The organism is Acuticoccus sediminis, from assembly GCF_003258595.1.
GTDB classification, from domain to species: Bacteria; Pseudomonadota; Alphaproteobacteria; order Rhizobiales; family Amorphaceae; genus Acuticoccus; species Acuticoccus sediminis.
The window spans coordinates 156,635-172,383 of sequence record NZ_QHHQ01000006.1 but is presented as its reverse complement, the minus strand read 5'-3'; the positions used below and the strand labels follow the sequence as shown (position 1 = coordinate 172,383).

Annotated in this window: 13 protein-coding genes; 2 read left to right on the top strand and 11 right to left on the bottom strand. The window is 70.2% G+C overall.

The annotated features are described in order from the left end of the window. Positions 1–66 precede the first annotated feature (66 nt). From DLJ53_RS24725 to DLJ53_RS24700, 6 genes are all read right to left on the bottom strand, one after another. The gene (locus DLJ53_RS24725; RefSeq protein WP_162409530.1) at positions 67–798 is read right to left on the bottom strand and encodes a sulfotransferase domain-containing protein; all 732 of its coding nucleotides are present in this window, start codon (positions 796–798) and stop codon (positions 67–69) included. Positions 799–876: 78 nt separating this feature from the next. Beyond that, positions 877–1,554, bottom strand: coding sequence for a phosphoribosylanthranilate isomerase (locus DLJ53_RS24720; protein WP_111350228.1), 678 nt, complete (start codon positions 1,552–1,554; stop codon positions 877–879). Positions 1,555–1,617: 63 nt separating this feature from the next. After that, complete coding sequence (locus DLJ53_RS24715; protein WP_111350226.1) at positions 1,618–3,768, bottom strand: ABC transporter permease; 2,151 nt, start codon at positions 3,766–3,768, stop codon at positions 1,618–1,620. Positions 3,769–3,833: 65 nt separating this feature from the next. Continuing rightward, the gene (locus DLJ53_RS24710; RefSeq protein ID WP_111350224.1) at positions 3,834–4,625 is read right to left on the bottom strand and encodes an ABC transporter ATP-binding protein; all 792 of its coding nucleotides are present in this window, start codon (positions 4,623–4,625) and stop codon (positions 3,834–3,836) included. Further along, a complete protein-coding gene (locus DLJ53_RS24705) occupies positions 4,618–5,691 on the bottom strand; it encodes a branched-chain amino acid ABC transporter permease (RefSeq protein ID WP_111350222.1) in 1,074 nt (357 codons plus the stop codon). The genes DLJ53_RS24710 and DLJ53_RS24705 overlap by 8 nt, the downstream gene beginning before the upstream one ends. Further along, positions 5,691–6,707 (bottom strand): branched-chain amino acid ABC transporter permease, encoded by a 1,017-nt coding sequence (locus tag DLJ53_RS24700; RefSeq protein ID WP_111350220.1) that lies wholly within the window; start codon positions 6,705–6,707, stop codon positions 5,691–5,693. Before DLJ53_RS24700 ends, DLJ53_RS24705 begins: the two co-directional genes overlap by 1 nt. Before the next feature lie 240 nt (positions 6,708–6,947). Here DLJ53_RS24700 and DLJ53_RS24695 point away from each other — a divergent pair, with 240 nt between their 5' ends. Further along, the gene (locus DLJ53_RS24695) at positions 6,948–7,184 is read left to right on the top strand and encodes a hypothetical protein (RefSeq protein ID WP_146620082.1); all 237 of its coding nucleotides are present in this window, start codon (positions 6,948–6,950) and stop codon (positions 7,182–7,184) included. 19 nt (positions 7,185–7,203) lie between these two features. On the opposite strand, the gene DLJ53_RS24690 is transcribed toward DLJ53_RS24695, so the two are convergent. Then, positions 7,204–8,046 carry a helix-turn-helix transcriptional regulator gene (locus DLJ53_RS24690; protein WP_162409528.1) on the bottom strand — a complete coding sequence of 281 codons (843 nt, stop codon included), beginning with the start codon at positions 8,044–8,046 and terminating at the stop codon, positions 7,204–7,206. A 233-nt stretch (positions 8,047–8,279) separates the two neighbouring features. Between DLJ53_RS24690 and DLJ53_RS24685 the strand changes: the two genes are divergently transcribed. Continuing rightward, positions 8,280–8,969 (top strand): SRPBCC family protein, encoded by a 690-nt coding sequence (locus DLJ53_RS24685; protein WP_111350214.1) that lies wholly within the window; start codon positions 8,280–8,282, stop codon positions 8,967–8,969. Positions 8,970–9,012: 43 nt separating this feature from the next. On the opposite strand, the gene pcaF is transcribed toward DLJ53_RS24685, so the two are convergent. The 4 genes from pcaF to DLJ53_RS24665 all read right to left on the bottom strand — a co-directional run bounded on the left by pcaF (position 9,013) and on the right by DLJ53_RS24665 (position 15,744). Continuing rightward, positions 9,013–10,215, bottom strand: coding sequence for a 3-oxoadipyl-CoA thiolase (gene pcaF, locus DLJ53_RS24680; RefSeq protein WP_111350212.1), 1,203 nt, complete (start codon positions 10,213–10,215; stop codon positions 9,013–9,015). Between the two features lie 68 nt (positions 10,216–10,283). Continuing rightward, positions 10,284–11,342, bottom strand: a complete 1,059-nt coding sequence (locus tag DLJ53_RS24675; RefSeq protein WP_111350210.1) for an AbrB family transcriptional regulator — start codon at positions 11,340–11,342, stop codon at positions 10,284–10,286. A 103-nt stretch (positions 11,343–11,445) separates the two neighbouring features. Continuing rightward, positions 11,446–13,173, bottom strand: a complete 1,728-nt coding sequence (locus DLJ53_RS24670) for an ABC transporter permease (RefSeq protein WP_244935158.1) — start codon at positions 13,171–13,173, stop codon at positions 11,446–11,448. Between the two features lie 525 nt (positions 13,174–13,698). Further along, the gene (locus tag DLJ53_RS24665; protein ID WP_111350206.1) at positions 13,699–15,744 is read right to left on the bottom strand and encodes an oxidoreductase; all 2,046 of its coding nucleotides are present in this window, start codon (positions 15,742–15,744) and stop codon (positions 13,699–13,701) included. Positions 15,745–15,749 lie beyond the last annotated feature (5 nt).

Here is a 15,749-nt window from a genome sequence, read left to right as displayed (position 1 = left end):
GCGGCGGCCGGACCGGGCGTGCCGCGGGACGGCAGGGCGCCGGGCGGGCCGGCGCCGGGGCCGGGGTCAGGAGGCGGCGGCCGCCGGTTCGAACTGCGGCACGGCGTCGAAGTATGCGCCGAAGCGTTCCGTCAGCGCGCGGATGGTGGATTCCTGCAGCTTCTCGCGGTGATCGCCCGGCGTGATCTTGCGGATGTGCTGGTCCGCCGACTCCTCGCGCGGGGCGAAGGCCTTCGTGTGCCGCTCCACCAGCGTCGCGACGAAGTCGTCCTCGAGACCGAGATGCGCGCCGACCTTGGCGAGGTACGTCGCGGTTGAGGTCACGAGCTCCTCGTAGGTCAGGATCGGTACCTGATAGGTGCGCGACAGGTCGAGATACTCGTCGTAGACCGCGAGGTACTGGTGGATGTGCGACAGGACGAAGTCGTCGATCCCCCGCTCCTCCCACGCCCGCACCTCCTCCGGACCGATGCGGCCCGGCATCGTGTCGCGCATGGAGTAGAGCTTATGGAAATAGAGCGAGACGAGGACGTCCCTCGGGTCGCGCAGGTGGATGATGGTGCCGACGCGGTCGAACGGAAAGTCCGCCGGGGCGAAGATGCGGCGCCGGACGGGACCGGCCACGAACGCCTTCTCCTGCCAGAACGGGTGCGCCGCCATGTCCGCGGTCTTGATCCGTCCCTCCTTCACGCCTGCCGTATAGAGCGGGACCCCGCGATGCCGGGCGATGTCCGTGCAGAGGCGCAGAAGGAAGGTGGAGGCGCACTTCCACGTCGTGAAGTAGACGACGCGACTCAAGTCTTTGGCTGCAGTATCCATAGACAAAACCTTTGTCGATCCGCCGCGCGGTCGTCAATACGGGCGAGCGGGCCGTGCTCAGGCGGCGCGCTCGCGCGCGTTCGTGCCCGCGCCCACCGCCCTCACGAAGTCGGCGAGCTTGTGCCGGTCGAGCCGAGTGCCGGTCCGCACGCCGGAGTAGAGATCGACGCCGAACGGTCGGACACTGCCGATCGCCTCCCCCACGTTGCGGGCGTTGAGGCCCCCGGCGAGGAACACCGGCCGCGCGCTCGCCGCGACGATGCGCGCGCTCACCGTCCAGTCGTGGGTCCGCCCCGTGCCGCCGAGGTCGGTGGCGTCGAGGCTGGGCCGGCCCGAATCGAGCAGGAAGGCGTGGACGTGGGGCTCGTATGGCGCCAGCAGGCCGAGCGCCTCCGGTCCCTCGACGTGGACCACCTGGATCCGCCGCACCGCCGGCTCCAGCTCGGCGAGGCGCGCGGCCTCGTCGGGGTCGATGTGGGTGACGATCTGCACCGCCGTGGTTCGCGTCCGGCGGACGTGGTCGGAGATCGCGGCCGCGGTGGTCTCGGCCGTCAGCAGCACGGTCGCGACCGGCGGCGGCACGTCGGCGGCGATCGCGGCGATCGTCGCGTCGGGGATCGTCCCCGTGCCGCCCGGCATCGGCGACACGAAGCCGAGCGCGTCCGCCCCGGCCGAGATGGCCGTCCCTGCCTCCTCGCGCGAGGCGATGCCGCAGATCTTGATCCGGGTGCGCATCGGCGCCTCGTAGGCCCTTGACGCGGCGCCTGCAAGCGCCGGTATCCGAGCACCGCACGCGCGTCAGGACGCCCGCCGCTTGCGCTCCCCGCCGGAGAGCGTCCGGAACGCCGCCACCAGCGCCGCGGCGAAGGCCGGGTCGTTGATGTGGTGCGGCAGACGCTCGATGGTCCGCGCCGCGGTCTGGCGGACCGTCGCCTCCAGCGCCTCGAACAGGGCGCGGTCGGCGGCCGGGTCGTGGAAGGCCTCGCCCGGCGCGTCGAGCGCCGAGAGCCCTCCCTCGGGGATGAGAAGCCGCGCGACGTCCATCCGGTTGATGCGCTCGCCGATCCAGCGGCCCATCGCGGCGTTCTCCTCCGCCGTCGTGCGCATCAGGGTGATCTGCGGGTTGTGGCGGTGGAGGCGGCGGCCGGCGTAGCGCGGCGGCACCGTGTCCGGCGCGCCGAAGTTCACCATGTCGAGCGCGCCGAGCGAGCCCACCCACGGAACCTTGCGGCGGATGACGGCGCCGAACCGGTCCTCGGTCGCGGCGAGGATGCCGCCCATCATCATGTCGGCGATCTCGGTTGTGGTGACGTCGATGACGCCCTTCACGAGGCCCTGGTCGACCAGCGCCTCCATCGCCGCCCCGCCCGTCCCCGTGGCGTGGAAGACGAGGCACTCGTGGTCGCGCTTCAGCGCCTCGGTCACCTGGCGGACGCAAGGGGTGGTGACGCCGAACATGGTGATGCCGACCGGCGGCAGGCCCGCCGGGATCGCCGCGCGGCTCTCCACCATGCCGGCGATGCCGTTGGCGGCGTTGGCGAGGACGCGCCGGGTGATCGCGTTGAGCCCGGCGATGTCGGCCACGGAGTGCATCATCGTGATGTCGGAGGCGCCGACATACTGGGCGATGCTGCCCGAGGCCATCGTCGAGACGATGAGCTTCGGGACGCCCACCGGCAGGCGCCGCATCGCCGGGGCGACCATCGCCGTGCCGCCGGACCCGCCGGCCGAGACGATGCCGGAGATCCCCGACTGGCGGGCGATCCAGCGCTCGAACGCGAGGGTCATCCCGGCCACCGCCTCGCCGCGATCGGAGACGAAAACGCCCGACGCGCCGCGCGGATGAAAGGCGGCGATCTGGTGCGCGGGGATCTCCGCGCCCGAGTGCGCGCCCGACGTGGAGAGGTCGGCGAGCCGCACCGCGTGGCCGCGCGCGCGGATGATGTCGCGGATGTAGCGCAGCTCCTCGCCCTTGGTGTCGAGCGTGCCGGCGACGATGACGACCTCCTCGCCCGGTCCCGCGAGCGGGCGCAGCTCCGCCTCCACGGTGGAGCGCCCCTGTGTCATGGAGACGGTGCGGGCGGCCTGCTCGATGAGGCGCACCGGCACCGGCCTCGACCAGCGCGTCGGCGCGACAGGGTTGGAGAGGTAGACCTTGGCGACGGTCGACGCGGCGTGCCCGCCTTCGGGCGCGGCGGCCTCGGGAGCGGGCCGGGGCGTGTCGTCGTGCGCATGGCGGCCGACGCCGAGGAGGCGCTGCTGCAGGTCGCGGTCGGCGGCGAGCTGACCCGCGTCGAGCAGCCGGTCCACCCGGCCGTTGACCATGATCGCGACGTTCGGCGCCACCTCGCACGCGACGCCGATGTTCTGCTCGATGACGAGAACGTGGACGCCCTCCTCAGCGAGACGGACGAGCATGTCCTCGACCTGGGCGACGATGACCGGAGCCAGCCCCTCCGTCGGCTCGTCCATCACCAGAAGGCGCGGGTTGAGGAGCAGCGCCCGGCTGATCGCCAGCATCTGGCTCTCGCCGCCCGAGAGCTGGCCGCCGCCGTTGTTCTTGCGCTCGGCGAGGCGCGGGAACGTCGCGTAGATGCGCTCCACCGACCACGAGCCGTTGCCGCGCGCCATCAGCTTCAGGTGCTCGTCGACCGTCAGCGAGCGCCACAGCCGCCGGCCCTGCGGGACGTAGCCGACGCCCATCCGCGCGATCTCGGTGGAGCTGCGGCCACGGATCTCCTCGCCGCCGAGGCGGATGGAGCCCGAGGACGGCACGATTCCCATGATGGCCTTGCACAGCGTGGTCTTGCCCATGCCGTTGCGCCCGACCACCGAGAGGACGCCCGACTGCAGCGTCAGGTCCACGCCCTGCAGCGCGTGCGAGGCCCCGTAGTAGACGTTGAGCCCCTTGACCTCGAGGATCGGCGGACCGGCGGCGTCACGCGCCATGAGAGCCCCTCCCCGCGCCCCGGCCGAGGGGGGGCGCGCATGACCGGCGCCGGACCGCGATGGCCTCAGTGCCCGCCATGGGCGCCTCCGAGGTAGAGCTCCTGCACCTCCGGATCGTCCTCGATCTCGTGCGGCAGGCCCTCCTTGAAGATGCGCCCGTTGTGCATCATCGTCACCCGGTCGGCGACGCGCAGCGCGACGTCCATGTCGTGCTCGATGATCATGTAGCCGATGTGCTCCGGCAGCCCCGTCAGGATCTCCACCAGCTCGCGCCGCTCGGTCGGCGAGAGGCCGGCCGCCGGCTCGTCGAAGAGGATGAAGCGCGGCGCGCCGGCGAGCGCCAGAGCGATCTCGAGCTGCCGCTGCTGGCCGTAGGCGAGGTTGGCGACCGCCGTGTCGCGAACATGGGTGAGGTGCACCGCGTCGACGAGGTCGCGCGCGGAGGCGAGCAGAGGGTCGCCCCGGCGCGGACGCATCAACGAGAAGCGCCCGCGCGAGACGCCGCGGCACGCGAGGTACACGTTGTCGATCACCGAGAGGCCGGTGAAGAGCAGCGAGATCTGGTAGGTGCGGCGCAGACCACGGCGGATCCGTTCGTAGGGCGGAAACGCCGTCACGTCCTCGCCGAACAGGCGGATCGTGCCGGCCGAGGGGCCGAAGTCGCCGGTGATGCAGTTGAAGAGCGTCGTCTTGCCCGCGCCGTTGGAGCCGAGCACCGCCCGCCGCTCGCCGGGACGGACCGTCATCGTGATGTCGGTCAGCGCGGCCAGCGCGCCGAAGAGCCGGGAGACGCCCCTCAGCTCCAGCGCGTTCGCGGTTCCGGTGGTCGACAGGCGCGAGGCAACGGTCTCAGCCATCGGTCTCTCCCGTCAGCGGGTCGCGGCGCGAGCGTTCGCGCAGGCGCCGCCAGATGCCGAGGAGCCCGTCGGAAGAGAAGAACACCACGACCAGGAAACCGAGCCCGATGAGGAGCTGGAACCGCTCGCCCGCGAGCCCGACGGAGACCAGCACGTCGAGCGCGAAGGTCCGCAGGAACACGTAGAGGAGCGCGCCCAGGAACGGGCCGATCGGATGCGCGAGGCCGCCGACGACGGCGATGATCAGGATGTCGATCGCCGGCCCCACCGCGATCGTCCCCGGCGAGACCTGCCCGTTGAGCCACACGAGGAGCACGCCCGCGACACCGGCGATGAGGCTCGCGAACGCGTACGCGGCGATCCGGTGGGCGGTGACGTTGAAGCCCAGCGCCGCCATGCGGCGCGGATTGTCGCGCACACCCTGCAGCGCCAGCCCGAACGGAGAGCGCTTCACGTAGATCACCGCGAGGTAGGACAGCGCCGCGCAGACCAGGCAGAGGTAGTAGAACGGCACCGCCGCGCGCCAGTTGACGCCCCAGAAGACCGGCGCGCTCACCTGGTTGAGACCGGAGAAGCCGTTGAAGAGGCTGTAGTTCTGCCGCACCAGGTAGAACATCGCGGCGGCGATCGCGAGGGTGATCATGATCGTGTAGATCCCCTCCGTGCGCACCGCCAGAGCGCCGGAGAGCGTGCCGAAGAGCACCGCCACGAGGATCGCCACCGGCGCGGCGACCCACCACGGCCAGCCGAGCGAGATCGTGTCCACGGCGGAGGTGCCGAAGATCGCCACCATGTAGGCCGCGACGCCCGCCACCGTCATCTGCACCAGGCTGACCATGTTGCCGTAGCCGGCGAGGAACATCAGCGACAGCGCGATCATGCCCAGGATGAATGACCACGCGAGGAGCTGCGACAGCACGAAGCCCGAGGCGACCACCGGCATGAAGAGAAGGATCAGCCCGACGATCCAGTACGCCGGCGGAATGCCCGAGAGCTGCCACCAGCGGCGCTCGGCACGCGACCCGGAGTCGGTCGCGGCGTCGGTGGGGGCGTCGAGGATCGCCATCAGCGCCGCACCGCGACGAGGCCCTGCGGCCGGAAGGCGAGAACCAGCACCATGATGAGGAAGGTCAGCACCACCGCGTAGGTCGGCGCGTAGACCGAGCCGAACTGCTCCGCCAGGCCGATCAGCAACGCCCCAAGGGCCGCGCCGGGGATCGAGCCCATGCCGCCGACGATGACGACCACCAGCGAGGCGAGCAGGAAGCGCGTGTCCTCACCCGGCGCCACCGACTGGAAGGTCCCGCCGATGACGCCGGCGATCCCCGCCAGTCCCGCGCCAAAGGCGAACACCAGGACGAAGACGCGCTGGATGCGCACGCCCGTCGCCGAGAGCATGTCGCGGTCGTCGACGCCGGCACGCACCAGCATGCCGATCCGCGTCCGGTTCAGCGCCAGCCACATGCCGACCCCGATGGCGATGGCCGCGAGCAGGATGACGAGCCGGACCACCGGGTAGGTCAGGTAGATGTACTCGCCCGTGCGCCGGCTCACCCCGGTGATCAGCGGCAGGTCGATCGGACCGGAGAGCCACGCCGGCGTCAGGATCTGGTAGAAGTCGCCGCCCCAGATCCACATCATCAGGTCGGCGATGACGATGGAGATGCCGATCGTCACCAGCGTCTGCTTGAGGTCCTCCCCCTCCATCCGGCGGAAGACCAGGACCTGCAGCAGGACGCCGATCAGCCCCACCACCACGAAGGCGACGACGAAGGAGAGGAGCCACCAGCCGGTCGCCGCCGCGGTCTCGTAGCCGAGGTAGCCGCCGAGCATGTAGAGCGAGCCGTGCGCGAGATTCACGTTCTTCATCAGCCCGAAGATCAGCGTGAAGCCCGAGGCGACGAGGAAATAGAGCGCCCCCAGCGTGATGCCGTTGAAGAGCGCGTTGAGGAAGATCTTCTTGCGGCCGATCGCATCCTCCAGCGCCTCCGGCCAGGGCGCGAAGATCGCCCAGATCAGCACCGCCGCCGCGAGGACGATGATGGCCGACCAGATCGGGTGACGCGCGGCGAATCTCCCCATGAGGCGATGCGTTTCCTTTTTCGTCCTGGCCGTGTCGCGACGGCACTTCAGCGTACCGGAACGGCGGCCCCCAGCATTCCCAACAGTCTCGTCTTTTGGCGCTGGTCCATCGGTCCGGCCCGGCTCAACACATCGGGTTGACGCAACCGTGTTTGGCGGTCGCCACAGCCCCTCTCCAAATCACGCCGGATTGTTTCATCCGGCCGAGACTTGCGGCCCGCAACGGATTTGAGCACCACGATGGCACAAAAGCTTTTGAGCTTCCTGTACGCGAGCGGAAACGACAGCACCGCGGCGGCGGGATCGTCGGGCAGCGAATGGAAATACGTTCCCATCCGCCGCACCGCCGCCGCGGACGACGACGACCGGACGAACCCGGACCTCGCGGCGGCGGACGACGACGGCGCCGGGCCGGACGCCGGCGCGTCGGACGGATTCCACTTCATGCCGCCGGACATCGACGGCGCGATCTTCTGAGCGTCCCGCCCGCGCCCCGTCAGGCGGCGGCCGCCACCAGCGCGCACCGACGATAGTCCGTCGGCGCGATGCCGACATTGTTGGAGAAGAAACGCGTGAAGCTCGCCTGGCTGGCGAAGCCGAGGTCGAGGCCGATCGACGTCACCGCGTCGCTCGACCACACCAGCCGGTCGATCGACCGCTCGAGGCGCAGCGTGTTGAGGTACATGTTGGGCGTCACGCCGAGGTTCTGACGGAACAGCTTGTAGAAGTGCGGGCGGGACATCCCAGCGTCCCGCGCGATCCGGTCGAGCGCGCACACGTCCGCCACACGCTCGTTCATCAGGGCGAGCGCGTTGCGGATGCGGAAGTCGCGGACACTGGGCATCTGCCGGGTCCGCAGCGCGCACAGCGCGCCGGGCGTCTCGGCGAACCAAGTGCGGTCGAATGCGGCGCGGGTGAGCGCCGTCACCTCGGCGAGCGCCGTCGTCTGGTGGCCGGAGGCGAGGAGATCGGCGATCCGCTCCACGCGGACGCGCATCGCCCCGTCCACCGGAAGGGTCGGCGCGCCGAAACGCATCGCCTGGCCCATTGCCCGCGACAGGTCCTCGAACCAGCGCGGCTTGATGTAGAGCGTCAGGAACAGCGCGCCCTCGCCGATATCGCCGGGCTGGAAGTCGTGCGGCTGCCACGGGCTGATCGCGATCGCCTGGCCGGAGTGCACGGCGTGCCGTTCGCCGTCCACCGCGACGCTTCCGGCGATGCCGCGGACGAGGAAGATCAAGTGCCCTTCGCGGTGCGCGTGCGGTGCCAGCGGCCGGTTCAGCCGGTAAAGTGCGGCACGACCGAAGGCACCATGAAACACGGCGATCGCCGTACTCATCACCACCCTCCCTAGATATCGGAGCATTTTTGCTCTCTCTGATTGTGATTAGGGCAGCAGTTTGTGGCGGTGTAAAGCGCCCGGCGTTTCAAACATTGGCGCACTCCCGCGCCAGTTTGCCGGATGATCGACGTTCGGACGCTTGCCGCGAGCGGGTTGAGTGCTCAATTTGCCCTCAACGACGTCGGACCGATCCGGGCCGAACGCAGAACACGAGTTCACGAGGACATCCGATGGAGCTTACCGGCGAACACCGTATTCCCGCCCCGCGCCAGGTCGTGTGGGAGGCGCTGCACGACCCCGAGATCCTGCGCGAATGCATCACCGGGTGCCAGTCGCTCGACATGGCCGAAGACGGCACCATGAAGGCCAAGGTGACTGCCAAGGTCGGCCCGGTGAAGGCGACCTTCGACGCGGACGTTGAGATCGTGAACGAGAACGCCCCCGTCAGCTACACGCTGCAGGGCGAGGGCAAGGGCGGCGTGGCCGGCTTTGCCAAGGGCAAGGCGGACGTGACGCTCACCGAGGACGGGGCCGACACCATCCTCGCCTACAGCGCGGAGGCCAAGATCGGCGGCAAGCTCGCCCAGCTCGGCTCCCGCCTCGTCGATTCGACGGCAAAGAAATACGCGTCCGACTTCTTCACCTGCCTGTCCGCAAAGGTCGGCGCGGGCGCGGCGCCCGCCGAGGCCGCCAGCGAGACGACCGTCGAGGCGGTTGCCCCGAGCGAGGCGCCCGCTCCGGCTCCGGCCGCCGCGGCGCCACCGGCGGCCGCCCCGACGGCGGCCATCGCCCCGACCTCGATCCCCGACGAGGCGGCGATCGAGGTGCAGGCCGCTCAGGGCAAGGGACCGACCTTCCTGTGGGCCGCTGTCGTTCTGGCGGCGGTGGTCGTCGCCGCGCTCGCCTACTTCTACTCCTGACCGGACGCGCCGCCCGGCTCCACCGGGTGGCGCGCCCCGCGCGTCAGACGCGCTCCAGCATGAGCGCGATACCCTGGCCGACGCCGATGCACATCGTGCAGACGGCGCGGCCCGCGTCGCGCTCCTTCATCTCGATCGCCGCCGTCAGCGCCAGCCGCGCGCCGGACATGCCGAGCGGGTGGCCGAGCGCGATGGCCCCGCCGTTCGGGTTGACGTGCTCGGCGTCGTCGGGAAGGCCGAGCTGGCGCAGCGTCGCCAGCGCCTGCGCCGCGAACGCCTCGTTCAGCTCGATGACGTCGACGTCGGAGATCTTTAGCCCCTTGCGCTCCAGCAGCTTTGCGGTCGCCGGCGCCGGGCCGATCCCCATGATCCGCGGCGGCACGCCCGCCGTCGCACCACCCGCGATGCGCGCGATCGGCGTCAGGCCGTAGCGCTCAGCGGCCGCCGGCGAGGCGACGAGGAGCGCCGCAGCGCCGTCGTTGACGCCGGACGCGTTGCCCGCCGTCACCGAGCCGCCCTCGCGGAAGGGCGTCGGCAGCTTCGCGAGCTTCTCCACCGAGGTCTCGCGCGGGTGCTCGTCGTCGGACACGATGATCGGGTCGCCCTTGCGCTGCCTGATCTCGACCGGGACGATCTCCCTGGCGAGCCGCCCGCTCGACCGCGCCGCGATCGCCCGTGCCTGGGAGCGCGCCGCGAAGGCGTCCTGGTCCTCACGGCCGACCTGGAACTCCTCGGCGACGTTCTCGGCGGTCTCCGGCATCGAATCGATGCCGTAGCGCGCCTTCATCGCCTTGTTGACGAAACGCCAGCCGATCGTGGTGTCGAAGATCTCGGCGTTGCGGGAGAAGGCGGTGTCGGCCTTGCCCATCACGAACGGCGCGCGCGACATACTCTCGACGCCGCCGGCGAGAACCACCTCGGCGTCGCCGGACTGGATGAGCCGTGCCGCGCTCCCCACCGCGTCGAGCCCGGAGCCGCACAGGCGATTGATCGTGGCGCCGGAGACCGACTCGGGGAGCCCCGCGAGCAGCGCGGACATGCGCGCCACGTTGCGGTTGTCCTCGCCCGCCTGGTTGGCGCAGCCCATGATCACGTCGTCGATCGCCGCCGGGTCCAGCCCCGGCACGCGCTCCATCAGCCTGGCGATGACGTGGGCCAGCATGTCGTCGGGCCGCACCGGGCTGAGCGCTCCGCCATAGCGCCCGATCGGCGTTCTCAGGCCCTCGCACAGCAGCGCTTCCGTCATGTCGCTCGTCCTTGTGTTTCTTGTCGGGTGCGGAACTTAACAGCCGTTCCGCTGTTCGGAAATGGCTTTCACGGGCCCTCCTCGTCCGGCCGGCGCGGCCGGATCCTGGCCATCGCCGCCACGATGGGCGCGAGGACGATGACGAGGACCATCCTCGCCAGATGGTGCGTGACGACGTAGCCGAGATCGGCGCCGGCGACGATGGCGATGATCGCCATCTCCGCCTGTCCGCCGGGCGCGAAGGCGAGGAAGCCCTCCACCGCGGGCGCGAGGCCGGAGAGGACGACGATCTCCGTGAACGCGGCCGCGAGGGCGGCCAGCACCAGCACGAACACCGCGCCGACCACGACGATGTGCCGCAACTCGCGCAGTGTCACGCCGACATAGTAGACGCCGACCGACAGGCCGATCAGGAACTGCGAGGCGAGCACCGCCTCGCGCGGCGGCCGGTCATGCAGGAGGCCGGTGAGCGACAGGATCGCCGCCAGCACCATCGGCCCGATGATCGACGCGCCGAAGAGGCCGATGCGCTCGCCGCCCTTCCAGCCGATCAGCGCGGCCGCGATCATGATGAGGATCTCGCTGAGCGGCAGGTCGCCGGCCGGCGCCCCCACCGGATTGACGAACTCCACCCCGTAGACGTTGATCAGCAGGAACGGCGCGACGGTGACGATGGTCAGCACGCGCGTCGCCTGCACCAGCGACAGGGCGCGCACGTTGGCCCCCGCCACCTCGCCGAAGACGATCATGTCCTGCATGCCGCCGGGCATGGCGCTGTAGTAGGCCGTCGGCAGGTCGAACTTCGCAACGCGGTGGAAGTACGGCACGCCCACCGCGCCGATGAGGAGGACGTAGAGCGGAACGAGGGCGAGCGAGGCCGCCATGGACGGCAGCCGGTCGACGACCTCCGGCGTGATCGACGCGCCGACCGCGAGGCCCAGCACCGTCCGCGCCGCCGTCCCGAGCGTCCCCGCGCGCTGCAGCCGCGCGCCCAGCAGCGCGGCGACGAGGCAGGCCGTCATCGGTCCGAACAGGAAAGGCAGCGGCAGTCCGAGCAGCAGGAACATGGCCGCACCCGCGGCCGCGACGGCGAACGTGACGAGACGCGCGCGAGTGAAGAACGCCATTCCGGTCGGAAAGTCCTATGGTCGACGGCCGGAGGCGCGGGTGGAGACGGGGAGTCCCGGAAGACGCCGGAGGGACCGCAGGGTGGGAGTCGTCAACCTCCTATCACGCCGGGACGCTCGGGGCGACCTCGTCGGGCTTGGCCTCGCCGGAGGCGATGACCTCGATCGCGCTGGCGTCGGCCGCCGACACCTCCCCGCGCCGCCGGTTCGTCCGCGCGATCTGTCGCGACAGGAGCACCACCGGGATGAGGCCGACGGCGATGATCATCAGCGACGGCACCGCCGCCTCGGCGAGCCGCTCGTCCGACGCGAGGCGGTTGGCGCGGATCGCCAGGGTGTCGAAGTTGAAGGGGCGCAGGATGAGCGTCGCCGGCAGCTCCTTCATGATGTCGACGAACGTGATCAGGAACGCCGTCAGCAGGCCGCCGGAGAGGAGCGGCGCGTGGATGCGCAGGAACGTCCGCCCCTGCCCCGCCCCCAGCGTGCGCGAGGCGGAATCGAGCGAGGGGGAGATGCGCGCCATCCCCGCCTCCACCCCGTTGAGCGAGACAGCGAGGAAGCGCACCACGTAGGCGAACACCACCGCCGCGATGGTCCCGGTCAGGAGAAGCCCGGTGCCGAAGCCGAAGGTCGCCATCATGAGGTGGTGGAGCCAGCGGTCGAACGCGCCGAAGGGGATGAGCAGGCCGACGGCGATGACGGCGCCCGGCACCGCGTAGCCGAAGCTCGCGAGCTGGCCGAGGGCCTGTGTCATCCGCCCGCCCGACAGGCGCCGCGCGTAGGCGATCACGACCGCGACGCTCACCGTTGCGATGGCGCCGACGGTGGCGAGCGTCACCGTGTTGGCGATGAGGCCGGTGGTGCGCGCGTCGAGCCAGGACACGTCGAGCGAGACGCCGAGGCCGACCAGCGTCAGGACCGGCACCAGGAAGCCCAGCGCGACGGGGAGCGTGCAGGCGAGGACGGCGAGCCCGGCGCGCCAGCCCGACAGGTGCAGCCCGCGGAACGGACGCCCCGCCTCGGAGAAGCGCTTGCCGCGCCGCCCGACCCGCTCCAGCGCCACCACCAGCAGCACCAGCGAGACGAGGACGAGGGCGAGCTGCACCGCGGCCGTGCGGTCGCCGAGCGAGAACCACGTGCGGTAGATCGCCGTGGTGAAGGTCTGGACGCCGAAGAACGACACCGCGCCGTAGTCGGCGAGCGTCTCCATCACGACGAGAGCGACGCCCGCGACGATGGCGGGACGGGCGAGCGGCACGGCGACGCCGATGAACGCGCGCCAGGGCGAGCGGCCCATGATGCGCGCCGATTCGAACGCGCTCGCCGACTGCTGCAGGAACGCCGTCCGCGCCATCAGGTAGACGTAGGGAAAGAGCACCATCGAGATGACGAAGGCGGCCCCGCCGAGACTGCGTATGTCCGGAAACCAGTACTCGTGCGGGCCCCACCCGGTGACGTTGCGCAGGCCCGTCTGGACCGGGCCGGGGTGGGACAGCAGGTAGGTGTACGCGTAGGCGCTGACGTAGGCCGGCATCGACAGCGGCAGCACCAGCGCCCAGGAGAAGATCTCCCGCCCCGGAAAGCGGCACATGGTGACGAGCCACGCCGAGGAGACGCCCGCCGTCGTCGCCAGCACGGCGACGATGATCACCAGGGTGACGGTGTTGAGGATGTACTGCGGCAGCACCGTCGAGGCGTAGTGGGCGACGGCGTCGGTGCTGCCGGCGAAGGCCGAGACGATGAGCGCCGCGAGCGGCAGCAGGGTTGCCACGCACAGGAGGGTGGCGACGCCGACGAGAATGGAGGTCCCGGTCCCGCGCGCGCCCGTCACGGAAGTTTCCGCCCGGCGCAAACTAGAATAAGTCCAAGAGCTTGTCGTCTCATGGACGATCCTTACTGACCGTGGTGCGCCTTGCCAAGTTCGCGGCGCAGTCCCGCCTCGCTCTCGCCGCGCGCAGTCACGGGGGCGAGATGACGCACGCGCCCTCGCCCGTCACCGCCGGCGGCGCCTGCGCCAACCATGCGGGACGGCGCGCCGGGACGCGTTGACGAAGCTCAAGTCGGTGATGGTGCGGATGGTGCGGCGCCCGGCCGCAAATCGCCCTATGCGGGTGCAGCGACGACCGTTCGTGCGGCTGCGGGGCGGCAAATGGTGATGGGGCAATCGGCGGGCGGCCGGCGCGAGCAGTGGTCGGCGGGCCTCCTCACCGGCCGGAACCGGCGTGGCGCCCCGCGCGGCAGGTGCCGCGCGAGGCGGGTAGCGGTCTGTCGCTCGACCGGATCTCCTGCCGGACCGAAAGGAGAGGCCCTGCGGGTCTCACACGGCCCGATCCGGAAGGGACGGTCGGCTTGGCGGTCAGATGGACTTGACGAGACGCAGGGCGTCGAACACAGCGGCGTGGATGTTGCGGCTCGCGACCGCGTCGCCGACACGCCAGAGCGTGTAGGCGCCCTCGGCGTTGCGTTCGACGGTCTGGGGTGCCCCGGTCATCACCTCGGCAAGGTCCACCTCGCCGTGGTTCTTCGAACCCGCCTTGAGGTCGAAATAGAGCTGATCGAGGGGCTGGGTGCCGTTCTCGATCACCACCTGATCGGCCTCCCGCGTGACCTCCCGCTCACCGTACTCGTCCCAGAAGACGGCGGTGAGGCGGTTGCCCACGCGGCGGATCCCGGTCAGCCGGAGATTCAGCGTAACCTCGACACCATAATCCGAGAAAGCCTTGAAATAAGGCGGGAAGGAGGTGCCTCCGACCTCCGGACCCACGGTTCTCTCCGGGGTGACAACACGTACGGATGAACCGCTACGGGCGAGAAATTCGGCCGTCGTGAGGCCAGGGTGTGCGCCATTGTCATCATAAAGGATTGCCTCCTTTGCCGGTTTGGTCGCACCGGACAGAATATCCCAGGACGAAGTGGCAAGATCTTCCCCCTCCTCGAGGAAGGAGAAGTCGGGCATGCCCCCGGTGGCGACCACCACCACGTCGGGGCTCTCCGAGACGACGTCGTCGTGCTCGGCCCACGTATTGAAACGGAACTCGACGCCCATCCGTTCACACTCGGACACGCGCCAGTCGACGATGCCGAGGATTTCCTTGCGACGCTGCAGGCCGGCCGTCAGGCGGACCTGGCCGCCGGGCTGATCCTGAGCCTCGAAGACGACGACATCGTGGCCCCGTTCCGCGGCGACTCTAGCAGCTTCAAGGCCACCAGGGCCAGCACCGACCACAACCACCTTCTTTTTCGGCCCGTTGGACGGGCTCGCGTGGTGGGGCATCGTCGCCTCGCGACCGGTCGCCGCGTTGTGCACGCACGACGCCTCGCCGGCGTAGATGGAGTCGATGCAGTAGCCCATGCCGACGCACGGGCGGATACGCTCCTCGATCCCGGCCCTGATCTTCTCGACGATGTGCGGATCGGCGATGTGCGCCCGCGTCATGCCGACGAGGTCGAGCTTGCCGGACTCGATGGCGTGGCGCGCCGTCGCGACATCCTGGATCCGCGCGGCGTGCATGATCGTCACCTTCTTCGTCGCCGCCTTCACCTCGCCCGCGAAGTCGAGGTGCGGGGCGGACCGCGCCCCCATGCCGGGGATGACCTTGGAAAGGCCCTCCTCCGTGTCGAGGTGGCCGCGGATGACGTTGATGAAGTCGATCAGCCCGGAGTCCGTGTAGGTCTTGGCGATCGTCATCCCCTCGTCGCGGGAGATGCCGTTCTTCACATCCTCGTCGCAGACGAGGCGCAGGCCGAGGATCATCTCCGGCCCGACGCGCTCGCGGATCGCCTGCAGCACCTCGAAGCCGAAGCGCATGCGGTTTTCGAGGCTGCCGCCGTACTCGTCGTCCCGCTTGTTGGTGAGGGGGGAGAGGAACTGGTCGAAGAGATGGCCGTAGGCGGTGATCTCGATGCCGTCGAGGCCGGCGGCCTGCACCTTCTCCGCGCCGTCGGCGTAGGCCTTGAGGACCCGGGCGATGTCCCAGTCCTCCATCGCCTTCGGGTAGCCGCGGTGGGCGGCCTCGCGCACCGAGGACGGCGCGATCAGCGGCAGCCAGTTGGCGCGCGACCAGTAGGAGCGGCGGCCGAGGTGGGTGATCTGGATCATCACCGCGGCGCCATGCTCGTGGCTCTCGTCGGAGAGTTCCTTCAGCCAGCGCACCGACTCGTCGCGCCAGAGCTCGATGTTGCCGAACGACTGCGGCGAGTCCGGCGCGATGCAGGTGGAGCCGCCGATCATCGTCAGCCCGATGCCGCCCTTCGCCTTTTCCGTGTGGTAGAGGCGGTAGCGCTCCTTCGGCAGGCCGCCCTCGGTGTAGGCCGGCTCGTGCGCGGTGGAGATGATCCGGTTTCTCAGCGTCAGGTGCTTGAACGTGTACGGATCGAGAAGCGGGTCGGCGCGCTTCAACATGAGCT